Source organism: Bacteroidota bacterium (assembly GCA_016183775.1).
GTDB lineage: Bacteria > Bacteroidota > Bacteroidia > JABDFU01 > JABDFU01 > JABDFU01.
The window spans coordinates 1-14113 of sequence record JACPDY010000124.1 but is presented as its reverse complement, the minus strand read 5'-3'; the positions used below and the strand labels follow the sequence as shown (position 1 = coordinate 14113).

At 39.4% G+C, this 14113-nt stretch carries 5 protein-coding genes; all 5 read right to left on the bottom strand.

The window, feature by feature from the left end:
• Positions 1-261 precede the first annotated feature (261 nt).
• Positions 262-831, bottom strand: coding sequence for a DUF922 domain-containing protein (locus tag HYU69_14690; GenBank protein MBI2271589.1), 570 nt, complete (start codon positions 829-831; stop codon positions 262-264).
• A 452-nt stretch (positions 832-1283) separates the two neighbouring features.
• Positions 1284-1811 (bottom strand): hypothetical protein, encoded by a 528-nt coding sequence (locus HYU69_14685; GenBank protein ID MBI2271588.1) that lies wholly within the window; start codon positions 1809-1811, stop codon positions 1284-1286.
• A gap of 15 nt (positions 1812-1826) precedes the next feature.
• Positions 1827-10163, bottom strand: coding sequence for an RHS repeat-associated core domain-containing protein (locus tag HYU69_14680; GenBank protein MBI2271587.1), 8337 nt, complete (start codon positions 10161-10163; stop codon positions 1827-1829).
• A gap of 18 nt (positions 10164-10181) precedes the next feature.
• Complete coding sequence (locus HYU69_14675; protein MBI2271586.1) at positions 10182-11399, bottom strand: hypothetical protein; 1218 nt, start codon at positions 11397-11399, stop codon at positions 10182-10184.
• Positions 11396-14113: hypothetical protein (locus tag HYU69_14670; GenBank protein ID MBI2271585.1), on the bottom strand; the 2718-nt coding region annotated here is incomplete at its 5' end. The genes HYU69_14670 and HYU69_14675, both read right to left, overlap by 4 nt.

Genomic DNA, 14113 nt, shown 5'->3' with positions numbered 1-14113 from the left:
CAATACCAATTTATTACTAAACCAGCACCGAGAGGCGGTTTACAGCCTCTGCTTACACAGCGACTGTGATAGACCTACTATCATCTTTTATACAACATACAATAAACTTACAGGTCTATTGTTTCATGGCACACTTCGTACCTTCATACCATTTCCGTTGGTTAAAACACCACGGCTATGGTTTCAATCCGTTGGTTAAAACACCACGGCTATGGTTTCAATCCGTGGGTTAAAACACCACGGCTATGGTTTCAAGCCTTCTTATCGCAACGTAAATTTTAAGCGCTCTGTTTTATAGGCTTCCATCTGTTTTAATTCCATCGCTATCTTTCTATCCCACTCCCGTTGCTTATCCTTATTTTTACTGTGGTTAGTTTCCATATCGTATTGATCTTGGTAGCTATCACATTCATCCATCATCTTGTTGCGCAATGTATTCAATTCTTTAGAAATATTTTTTTTATCAAACTTATATTTTAATATCATCTGTCTTAATTTTCGTGCATATATTTCAGCTATATTAAAATGTCCTTGTTCATGATTTAAAACATATTCATTCTTTTCTCCTTTTACCCATGAGTTATTTCTATTCATTATACACAATACTAATGCTACAACAGAATCATTTTTAACTTTTGCAGAGTCAAGTAATATTGAGTATGATGTTATAGCTGCTTCAACTGCCCCTTTAGGAGGAATACCCTTAAAATCTTCCCATTCAAGCGGTGTTTTTTCGTTCCATTTAATTAGATTCCTTATTGTTTGGTTATTACTATAAGTAAAGGCTAACAGAACAACTATTACAGGTAAATATTTCAAGTATTTCCACATAACCATTGCTTAATCAACTTTCATGCCGTTCTTATTTAGTCACAAAATTAAACCTTGTACTATAATCGTTTGCCTGTCCAAAGTTGAATATTACGTTATACCTCGGATAGCTTAATCCCGGAACCTGTTTTTGAAGTTCCCCTACTAAGGTATTACTACGCTGCCATAATAAACCTTGTGGTCTACTGCCCTGGTCTATTGGTATGCCTGCAAATGGCCCACCACCAGCAAGGTCGCCAGACGAGTGCAATTTTTAATTTTTTTGCAAAATAAAATTTCTTAAAAAATTGCTGATCTGCAAGAGTTGTACTCTGCGACCGCTTCCGTTTTTTCTATTTCAAAGAACACAACTTAAAAATAATTTTTCCTTAATCACTATTTTACTTTGCGTTCGTACTTTCATACCAAAAACCCTGATTAAAATCAGGGGCTATTGATCATTCCTTTTAAAATTATTGAATTAAGTCTTCAGCCTTCAGCTCAAACCAAGTTTTTTTTACCCCCTTCCTAATTACCAAAAGTGAAGTGTCCGTTTTGGCAAATTCAAGTTTGGCAAATGGGACATTAAATTCTAATGAATCATCATCACAATATACATAGCTTGTATATTTACTTTTTTGCTTAAATAAAATTAAACTCATATCTTCTGGAGAATAGAAAACGGGAAGCTTCTTTAATCCTGTTTTTGATTCAATCAAGTCCTTCTGAAGATTACCAGGAATTAAAATTAAACTATCAAAATTCAAATTCGCAGCAAAATCCAGTAATATAATTGTATCCTTTTCATGAGAATATAGAAATTGTAAAAAATTACTGGTTGAATTTTCAACTCCCACCTTGTTCAAATAAGACCTAAGGTTCTCTATTTGGTCCTTTTTAAAATCCAGATCTTCTTTCCTAATGGGAGAGCCGCATCCAATAATTATTAAATTTGCAAAAAAAAATGATTGGCCGAATAAGTGTTTTATTTTGAAATTCATGTTTGGTTGATGGTTTTAATTATTTTCCTTTTCGTCATTATTTTCTACTTCATCTTTCGCTTTATTAAAATCATATTCATTGATAGCATTCTTTACATCTTCATACTCTTTATCATCTAAATGAGACTTTTCAAATAATTCATTCCCATCATTGTCTTTGTTTACCATTATTAATTCACCATTTTTTATTTTGTCCAAAATGAGTAGTGACAACTTTTTATGATCATATTCCCCTTTTAGAGAGCCAATAATTCTACCAACTGAATTATTGAAAAAATCCATATTTCTCATTGTAGATGAATTCTTAGAATCTTTTTCATGAGCATCACCCATTTGAGTGGCAAAATCTGAATTTGAATTAATAGTCATTAATGCACTCCAAAATGCATGCCTAAAAGCATCGGAAGCACTTCCTTCCTTAACAGTACTAAACTTGAATTCATAAATATACTTTTGAGCATATAAGTCTGTATATCTAGAAAAAATTGCATCAATAAAATTCGTTCCAATCACTGTTTGTGAATTTGACCCTAATCCACGAGCAGTCGCAATTGAATTTATTTTTGAATATATGAATGTACTTATATCGAATTGTGGGAAAGATATAATAGGAAAATATCCCAATCCATCAATATCAATTCCATTGATAGGTCGATTTTGAGCATAATCGAATGGTGAATTATTCGGAAATTTATCAGCCAACGGATCTTTCTGTAAAAACCTTGCAACATCACCATCATAAAAGCGATAAGTCATAAAGTCCAATCCTGTTTCAACGTCTCTTTCCTTTCCAATAAATTCAAATTTTTCATCACTGCTACTCACATAACTCCGTAGTATTTTCCCGTAAGGGAAATAATCATTCACATTCAATACAGTTTGCTGTACCGTTAATATTGGTGGGTTATTGTTTAACGGAGGTACACAGTTTGCTGTGGCTGTATAAGTAACACGCGTATTACCTAAATGGTCTGTTGTGTAATATTGCGTGCTGCCACCTTGTAGTTTGGCTACTCGCTGCTTACCGTATACATAATAATCTGTTGTGCTGTTGAGCAAATTCAGTATTGCCACATCACGGCCTGCGGCATCCTTTAAATAATAGGCCTCGTCTTCAACTGTGTTGTTGGTGTTGTTCAGCCGCTTTTTGTATAAACGGCTGTCATCAACCCCATAAAAATATGTTGCAGTTTTGTTATCAATGGTCATTGACACAGGCAGGTTTGCACGGCCATAAGTGGTTTGGTTAACCGAGCGTTTGGTGTCGGTTCGTACATTCCCGTTTTGGTCGTATGTGTATTGCCCAATGAGGGCTGATAACACGTCCCCGATCTGATCAATCCTCGAAAGTTTGTTGGTGCCTGTGGTGTATCCGTACGTCCAGATGTCCGCATCATTCGTTGCTCCTGCAGTTACCGATGCCGGTGAATTATACAAATACCTGTTCAGCTTTTTAATATTACCAATGCGGTCGTATGTGAAATTTTCATCACCGTACAAGCGGGCAGGTGTTGCAGGGCCTGCGCTTACTAAGTTTTCCATTACGCTGGCATCAGCCGAAGTCAGCCTGTTTAGCCTATCGTATTTATAACCATAAATGGTGGGCTGGCTAAAGGCCATGTTAAGTGTTGATGCGTTTGTTGTGTTATTAAACTTATAAACGGCTTTAAGGGCGTTTATATTGCCATTGTAATTTTTGCTGGCACTCACAATAAAATTATCGGTTGCTGCCTGCGGGTGTTGGCTGTCGTAATATAGGTATTCATCGAACAGGTCGCCGGTTATGGAAGTTAACCTGTCGCGATCATCATAACTGTATTGGTGTGTGCTTACTGTTGCCTGCGGACATGCGCCCACCGTTTCGCCCAAATGCCGTTCAACGGTTATCAGGCCAAGTGCATCATTATATTGATAACTTGCCAGCGCTTGCCCATTTGCCGAAACTACTGATAAGCGGTTCCATCCATCATATTGATAGTCGTAAGCCATTTCAACAGTTCCGTCGGCACCCATATCAACCTGTTCGGTTTTTAAACTGCCCTGCAGGTTGTAAATAGGATAATTTATTTTGTTAACCATGTCCTGGCTGCCGACGCTGATGCCGGCTTTGTTAAATTGTTTTATATCCCATTTCAAACGCCCTTCATTGTCATACGAATATAAGCAATATTGTATTGGCGCATTTGTATGATTATAGCTTATGGATGCAGCTACACGGCCTTTTAAATTGGTCATATCCGAATTGATGTTGCTGACAGCCTGGGTGTGCAAATTCGGAAAATCAGGATTAGAACTTACGGCAGGTTTGCTGTGGTAGAACCATTGTTTTTCCCTTTGGTGATCGTTTATAATATTCAATAACCCGGCGCCATTACCAACATTGAACAGCCAGCTATACGTCATCAATTCTGAAAAGGTGAACTGGTACAGGTTATTAGCCGAAGTCGCGTCACGATAAAGCCCGTTAAAGGCCGTGAAGCTGCTGCCATAATGCACCCTTGATTGGTTTGTGATACGGCCAAAGAGATCGTATGAATAAAAACGGAAATAGGTATTGGCAGAGGCATCGTCAACACCATCCAGGGCATTCGCGTCCTGTTCCAAAACTACCTGTCCGCTTTCGTTATACAAATACCTGCTAATGCCGCCATCAACAGTTTGCTTTTCATACAGGTTACCCCGCAAATTGTATTTGTAGTTGGTGATTTGCTTTTCGGGGTTTATTACCTGTGTAATATTGCCGCGGCTATCGTATATAAACAGTGTAACAACATTTGTGCTGCTGCCCAGCATTTGCCGGGTCGCAATGCGCTGCCCCATTGCGTTTTTATACTCCGCAATTATTTTATTGTCCTCGTCGGTGGTAACAGTTTTGATAAATGTATAGTTGGCAAAACTGTTTCCGTTTTGATCGGACATAAGTAATGATTTTTCGGCATTGCTGAGGCTAAGTTCAGAACCCAAAGCTGTGCCTGTAATAAAACTATACGCATTACTTACCGCTACGCCGGTTGTTATATTTTGCCCATATTTTGATGAGCGCAGCAAACGTGAGTTGAGGCTGTTCTCAAAAACCTGGTCGGCATGCAATTTGGTGGCACCCGATTCGGTGGTGTTAAAGAATGGGGTATAATCAATAGCGAAACTACCCGTGCGTTGAAAAGGTTTGTAATTTATTACAGGCCGGTTCCAGTTGTCGTAAACAGTTTCGCCGCTGTACACCATTTCATTGGCCAAAGCATTTGTCGTGGCATCGGGGCTTATCTGCGCGAGGTTACAGTACTTCCGCCCGAGCGGATCAACATAAGCACGCGAGTGCAAGGCTACATTGCTTCCGGTTTCATTAAATGTATATGTTTCTACAAAGTTTTGAGCGGCGCGCGCGGTAAATGTCTGCGCCTGATCATTTTCCCACTGATGGTACTGAATACTGCTGAGCTTACGGGAGTTTTCCTTTTGCAGTTTTAAGCGGCCAAAGTCGTCGTATTCATACTCAATAATTTTTCCGTTGGGATCGGTAATTTTTTGAATGCTGTTATCCATATTGTAAACAAATTCGGTGCGCAGGGAGTCATTGTTGTCGTAACCAACAGTTATTGCTACAGGGAGGCCAACATTTTTATATTGTGATGTAACGTATACGTCTTCAGTGCAAAGTGTATTTTGATGGCTGATAGCAAGTGGTTTTGTATAGTAGTATCGTGTGCGCAGCCCTTTTTCATTACGTTCCTCTTTTACCTGATTTAGGTTAGTGCGTCTTATAACTTCATTTGTAATTAAATTATCGAATGGATAAACAGGTTTAAAATATTGGTCTGTAATACCGCCGAAATATATATTATTATTGGCATCGCAAAGTAACTGAGGAAGAAAATTATCATTTCTTGTGAAAGGGCCACTAAACCGAAGTATGGGAGAAGGGGTAAGATTATTCAGAGATAAATAATTTGCATTTGTGGCAGAAATTTCCGTATTCAAATCAACTACAGTAGATTTATAAAGCAACAATCCTAAATTCAACATCTGTGTTGCGCCCGGATGACAATTTTCCGCTTGGACGCTTGGAGGACAGTCGCCAGTGGAAGCGATATTAGCAAGGGTAGGACACCAGTAATACGAATTACCGATACATACAGGGATAGAGTTATAGCCATCCGGGGCACCATGATCTCCAGGTGCAACAGGTATACATGGCTCAGGCTTTACAGTTGAACAAGAACTTCCGGTAAAGGAAACAGTTGAATTTTCTCCCTGCTCATCTGGCGTAGGCGTCCATACAGCGGCATAATTATAATACGTTGATGAAGAACGTGGTGCAGTATTTATAGCTTTAAAAGTTGTTCTTTTTTGATAAAGTAAGCTTCTTAACCCATTGTGATAAGTATGATATAATTCATCGAACTGATTTTTAACCGTGAGACCAAATTGGTAATCATTTTTCAAATCATAAAAATGAAAATATTCTTCCTGTTGGTAGGCATCAGGATGTTGTGGAGAATATGTTTTAGTACTGTATAATTGCCAGGAAGGCTCAAAATTAAGATCGAGACTATCGTCAGTAAAGTTCTTTAATAAAACTTTGTATCCGGGACTACTGGTATTGCCACGAAAACTTGCATCCCACCAGTTATACTCCGTTATCTTAGTAATGCCAATAGGTATTGGTGTTATTGAGGAATTTGCAATATTGGAGCCTGGAGTGTATGAAGCAGATTGAAAAACGGAAACATTTCCATTGGAAAGAGAACCAGACAATATATTATAAAGATTTTTAGAAACTATTTTCTCATATGTAGTTGTGCTCTCTTTCGTTTTTCTTACAAACCAGCTATGCAAATAATATTCCTTAAAAATGGTTGGTCCATCTATTTCAAGTTGATCCTGCAAAAAATAACTAATTGAAGCAGAGTTTGAGTATGCATATCCATTAAAGTTGATACCTGAATTAAGAGAGTAGCGAAAATCACGGGGAGAATTATCGCCGCCATCCAATCCCAAAGAATTTTGGTAATTACTTCGATTGTCATAATCGTTATCATATGAAACAGGAGGTGTTTTCCGTATAGCGGTGAAAGAGCCAGTAGCAATATTCCCTGTCCGTAACATCCCATTAACATATGCCACCGACTCAGCATAATCAATTACAGTTGACTTAATTTTAAATCCTGTGCCATCAAATGTTTCGGCTTTACTTAATTTACCAAACAACAAATAGTTTTCAAATGTATTGCTTGAGCTGCCTCCAAAGTGATTGTATATAGTATAGTTTCTCGCTAAATTCCCTTGCAACTCAGGTTCAATGACCTTTACCTGTCCAAATCCAAAATCCCTATCGATAAAATAACTTCTGAAATGATCGTTACCGTTTGCGGGATCGTTTAGTGATGGGGTGTTCACTCTTGGATTCAATTTTTGAGAATATTCATAATTCCACTGTTTCGGAAATATATTTTCCGATTCAAGTCGCTTCGATTTAACGGATAATATTATTTCCAATGCACGTGGGTTTCCAATTCTTAAAGCAAGGAAATTAATATCAGGGCCACTTGCTGGAGTTGTTACAAGATATCTGCTGTGAGACAACGACTGATCAGGATGATCGGTTTGGTAATTCAAATCATAATAATCAATAGCGGTGACGCCACCAAGCTGATCGGTTACTTTAGTTAGTGCGACAATGTCCGAATTAAGACCAACCTGACCTTTCTGATCATTTTGGTATGCTGTATATTCAAAATGTGTCATTGGTATTTTCGAATAATCGAATATCGGAGCAGGGAAATTACTTTCTGAAGGATTTACCGGAACTTGACGGATATTCTTCAACAAGAAAATATAACGTGGCATTTTGCTATTTTGAAACACTGCGGGATCTAAACCAACACTATTGTTAAGAATTGTGGAAGATACTATTTTATAACTAAAATCAAGCTGACTTACCAATGTTGGAGCTGTTGTTATTGGAGGACTTGTTTTGGTAGAATAAACAACTTGTTCATTATTATATATATAATGCTTAACGCTATAAAGCATGTATGGGTTTTTGCTATAGCGGACAAGTTCCAATGCATTTAATTTCATATTATCGTCAGCCAGGGTTGGAACATTGGACCATGTAGCAGGAGAAAGAAAATTAGCCGTGGAATGATTCCACCAAAAATTGAAAGCATAAGGAACAAAAGTATAACTTAAAAAATCATGAGATGAATAAATGCCGTAAACCATTTGCCATGGCATGCCAATGCCGAAATTCTGAGGTATTGGATCAGTTGATTTTAAAGGCAATCCAACTTCCGAAGCAACTGAAGTCGTAAGTCTCCTATTAAAATAAGTTTTAGAAGAATTGACTGTTTCTGGTCCGGAAAAATTCAAATAATCATATGGCTGACTACTGTAATCAAGAATTCCCTGTGAATCAAAATCATTATCTGAATTGGCCGGGCCAACTTGTATCCTAAATCCACTATACTCAACAGGAAGATTCGGCATCGTAAAAAGATTGGAAGTTACAGTATAACCATCGGCACCATTGGGAGTAGGATTAACCCCGCCTGTTAATGTATTCCACTTTATTGCCTGGTTAAATGTACTGAAGATTGTAAGTCCTCTTGTACCCTGATAATCTAACTGAGATATTTGGTCCCAATTTTCATCTTCACTATTGTTAAACAATTTATCCCCACCTACAATGTTAATATCTACATTGCAAAACCGATTTGTCGTTCCCAATTGGTTATTAAGAAGTGTTTTTACCTCATAGGTATCTCCCGCTACAAACCTGCTCCCATTATCATCTACAAATATTTGTGGGGATTCAAGGAAGCCATGACTGAATGATAAATCTGTTGGTGGAGTCGGATTGGTAAAAGCCACCCGCTTATAATATGGAGTACAGGTACCCGATGCATCGCAAGCAAGATAAGGATTGGTTTTTAAAATACTTTCTATTGGATTTGTTTTTGCTGGACTTTTCACATGATAATATCTGTGCCACATTGAGCCTCCTTCAAAATCAAATGATTTTGGACTGGTTGCATATGGACTTCCGATTATTGATTGTTCATTGATCAAAACGCTACTCGTTACTCCACGCGAATAAACTGTTTTAGAGTTGTAAAGTGAATCGTAGCGAGAAACCCCTGCTCCACCAACGATGAGCATATTTGAGGGAAAATCACCAGTAATTCTGTTTGTGGTAAACGAGCTGCTTAAATCAGATGCTGCCCGCATAATTGTTCTGTAATCAAGGACTATTTTTTCTGTTAATGGTGCTCCTGCAAAAGCCTGAACCTCTGTCAAAAGAATATCTCTGTATTCTGTATAATCATGAGTAGATGCAATAGACCCACCCAACCCAGGAGCGCCATTGGTAAGAGCGACATTAAACCCATTTCCCTGCAGAAATTCCTTATACTGGTTGAATGCTCCGAATTTTTTATAAAGAAATTTTATCCCCTGATTTGGAGCACTATTGTTATTAGAAATAATAGTACAATACCAAGTAGTTATCTTTTTACGAGGACCAATAACACTTGAATTAACCGAATGGTTATCTGAGTGATTGGGATCATTGCTATATCGTTGATTACTTGCATTTCGAGTAGTCGTCATGTTCGTTCCGAAAGTATATTCTGTTCCATCAGTTAAATGAACGGTCCAACTGCCATCTGAACAATCACCATTATTGCAAGTGCTGTTATAATAGGCTTCAACATACGTTTCAAAATTATAGGGAACAAAAACACTTCCTTTTATGGGATCATGGTATTTAAATACAAAACGCTCGCTTATGATCCCAGGTATTGATATTTTAGGTGCATACCACATTATACTACCTTCAGCATTTAATTTAGCAACGTCGGGTGAATTTGGGTCCTGATTTAGGAAAAAAGGAACAGTATTTCCATAATTATTAACATCGCTTCTGAAAGCATTTTCCTGTGACTTTGTATAGTTAAAATAGGATTCCGCCATTACGGAAATTGTGGGAACAGCAATTGACCAGCCCTCTCCATAAGGAATACCGCTTGATACCGGAACATTATCACCTGTAGTAAATACTGAAGAGTAATTAAGCTTTAAGTTATATGAAAGACCGGCAGGCGTTTTAACGGTTCCAAGATCGTACGATGTATTGTATGCGCCGGTAAATAAACTAACGTCATCACTAAAACCCCCTTTGCTTAGTTCAGATGGTTTCACTTCCATTGGACCAGAATTGGTATTCGCACGATCTCCGCCCACTATCTGAGCGATCGAAACACAAGGGATCACTAATGCAAACAATAGTGATGCAAAAAACATTGTTGTTGCACAAACTTTTGCTTTAAAACCGGCTAGCATATTCTTCATGTTTAAAATTATTTATTGTCAAAATGAACTTCTTACATTACCTACAATGGCGTTAGTATTGTATATGTCGGATTCAATATAAAATTGTGTGAGCGGAAAGTTTTCCGTTGATAACAATATTCGTCCATTCAGCAGGTAATTAATGGTAGATCCGGTAAGTTCAATTCTTAATACATCACCTTTTTTTGAAGTGCCGATCTGCTTTTTGATAAAGTTTCCATCCTGGTCTATCTCAACAGCGAAAACAATATTATTTTCCACAAATATTTTATAGTTCGCCGATAATGACGCAGGGTCAGTAATATTTGTAGCAATACCAACGACATAATTAATGTTTTTCTGTGCTACCTTAAATTCAACCCAATTGGAATCAAGCGTGTTTAGGCTATTGCTCGAACCTACTGTACCAGTGCCCCAGATGTTTTGGTTATCTGTTTTTAAAAGTGATTGATTATCCGGCTGAATAGCTATACCTCCGGCATTCGGACTGATCCAATTGATCTGTTTACCAACATAAATTATTGTGTTTTTTATAGTTTGAGATGCATCAGTTACCGTAACCAAATACTTACCAGCAGATAGCCCTGTAATATTACTTTGAGTGCTCCCGGTTGACCATATATATGTATAAGGCGGTAAGCCATTTACAGGGATCGCGCTAATAGAACCACTGCCCGGAAGTGTCGGGGTAATATCATTTACCAGGTAATCAATTCGGAATTCGGATAAGCATAATTGGAAGGTTCCCCTGTATGTAGCAGAACCATTGTGATTATCCACTGAAATATAATAGGTGTTTCCAATAGTTAACCCTGTTTTAGAAAAATTTATATTACTGTATTGGGTTGTATATTTCTGACAAGCCAATTGTGTACTTCCATCAGCTGCCCACAATGCAACATAAGGATATTGTATTGAGCCCGCAGAACCGGCCGTTTTAACTTCTATTCTTATCTGATCAGAAGACGCCACAAACTTAAACCAACGATTACTTCCCCCAATCGTATTCCAGCACGATCCCGGAGTTCTGTCGGATGTAGCCTGAACAGTTGTGTACGCATTTGCAGCAGAACAGGTATCGATCAAAGAAGAAACATCTATGGCTCCCTCGAAAAAGTCATAATCAACCGCATCGCTCAGGCACAACTGAAATGTCCCCCTGTAACTTGCAGAGCCATTATGGTTGTCAACAGAAATATAATACGTGCTGCCGATAGTGAGTCCGGGTTTGCTCATACTGAGGTTGCTGTACTGCGCTGAATAAGTTTGACACGCCACAACCAGCGGTTGCTTCCTCCGGTTGTATTCCAGCACGATCCCGGATTTTTGTCAAGAGTTGCCTGAACTGTTGTATATGCATTTACTGCCGAACAATTGTTCATGATAGAACTTACGTCAACAGCTCCTTCATAAAAATCATAATCTACCGCGTCGCTCAAACATAACTGGAATGAACCTCTGTAGCTGGCCGACCCGTTGTGATTATCCACTGAAATATAATAGGTGTTGCCAACAGTCAGGCCTGTTGTATTCATACTTAAATTACTGAACTGGGATGAATAGGTTTGACAAGCCACCGGGGTTGTACCATCAGCTCCCCATAAGGCCGCATAATGGTATCGCAATGAGCCGGGAAGACCTGTTGTTTTAACTTCAACCTTGATCTGTGTGGAAGTGGCGACAAATTTAAACCACCTGTTGCTGCCCCCAATTGTATTCCAGCATGATCCGGGGTTTTTGTCAGCTGTGGCTTGTACTGTAGAATAAGCATTTACAGCTGAGCAATTATTCATCAAAGAACTTACATCAACAGCGCCTTCATGATAATCATAATCCACAGCGTCACTCAAACAAAGCTGAAAAGTTCCACGGAACGCGGCTGAACTGGTATTGTTATCGACAGAAATATAATACGTTGCTCCCACGGTCAATCCCGGTTTATTTAAACTGAGATTGGAATACTGGGAGGAATACGTTTGACAAGCCAGTTGGGTCGTTCCATCGGCAGCCCATAAAGCAACGTAAGGATATTGAATTGAACCGGCTACACCGGTAGTTTTAACTTCGAGTTTGATCTGGGTGGATGTGGCAACAAATTTGAACCAACGGTTACTGCCGCCAAGCGTGTTCCAACACGCCCCCTTGTTTTTGTCAAAAGTTGCCTGAACTGTAGTATAGGCATTTACTGCGGAGCAATTATTAATGATGGAACTTACGTCCACAGCACCTTCGTAATAATCATAATCTACCGCATCACTCAGGCATAACTGGAATGTTCCCCTATAAGCAGCAGAGCCGTTATGATTATCAACTGAAATATAATAGGTGTTTCCGATAGTCAGACCCGTCTTATTCATCCCCAGGTTACTGTATTGTGAAGAATAGGTTTGACAAGCCACCTGAGTGGTACCATCGGCTGCCCACAATGCAACATAAGGGTATTGTATAGATCCCGCAACACCTGTAGTTTTAACTTCCACTTTAAGTTGTGCTGAAGTGGCAACGAATTTGAACCAGCGATTACTTCCCCCGGTTGTATTCCAGCACGATCCCGGATTTTTGTCGGATGTAGCCTGAACTGTAGTGTAGGCATTCACAGCGGAACAATTATTTATGATCGAACTAACATCAACCGCTCCTTCGTAATAATCATAATCTACCGCATCAGTCAGACATAACTGGAATGCTCCCCTGTAAGCCGCTGATCCGTTGTGGTTATCCACTGAAATATAATAGGTATTACCAACAGTAAGTCCGATTTTGCTCATACTTAAGTTGCTGTATTGTGATGAATAGGTTTGACAGGCCAGTTGGGTATTTCCATCGGCTGACCACAGCGCGGCATAAGGATATTGCAATGAACCGGCCCCACCTGCTGTTTTAACCTCCACTTTGATCTGGGTGGAAGTGGCAACAAATTTGAACCAGCGGTTGCTGCCCGCTGTTGTATTCCAGCATGTACCCGGGGTTTTGTCGGTTGTTGCACCTGTGGTAGTATATGCATTAGCGGCTGAACAGGAATTTATTATCGGGCTTACATCAGTTGCGCCCTGGTAATAATCGTAATTCACCGCATCGTTTATGGATAATTTAAAGGTCCCGCGATAGGCAGCTGAGCCGTTGTTGTTATCCACAGAAATATAATAGGTGGCACCAGAGGTCAGACTAACTGCGCCCACCTCAACATTGTCGTATTGCGAGGCGTATGTATTGCATTTAACAAGAGTGGTACCATCGGCCTGCCATATCGCGATGTACGGGTATTGAATTGTGCCTGATGCACCTCCCGTGAAAAGCTGAACACTTACCTGCTGGGTAGAATTCGCGGTGAATTTGAACCACACGTTACTTCCGCCTGTTGTATTCCAGCACGGGGCGGGATTATTATCACTTGTGGCTCCAACTGTTGAATAGGCCGCGTTAGCCGAAGTGGAGTTCATGGTTAAATTAACCGCTCCCGAATAAAAATTGTAATCGGTTGGCGCCTGCAGGCGCTGAGCAAGTGCAAATGCAGTATAAGTTGTCGCCTGCACTGATGAGGTAACAGTACCTGCTGTTACATTGCCTGTGGTGGTTGAATTTCCTAAGTTCTTCCATTTTGCTCCATCCCATGAAGCAACACGGGCATTTGATATTGTTGACGGCACATTGCAGCTTGAAGCGTTCCAACCCAATGTTACATTTACTGTCGATGTACCGGTGTTTCTCTGGAGTGTCCAATGTTCACAGGTACTAAGGTCAGTAAGGCCGGTATCGAGTGTTGCTCCAAACCCTTGTACACTATTATTATAACCTGCCGTGAACGCTTCAACTTCATTAGCCGGTGCGCTGATAGTCAGCGGTTGGTAATTATTTAGTTTACCAACAGGAAAAGTAAAAGCCGTATTACCAAACTTTGTTACAGTGCCGGACACGAAACTGGTATTGTTTCCGCCGATGACCACGGAATT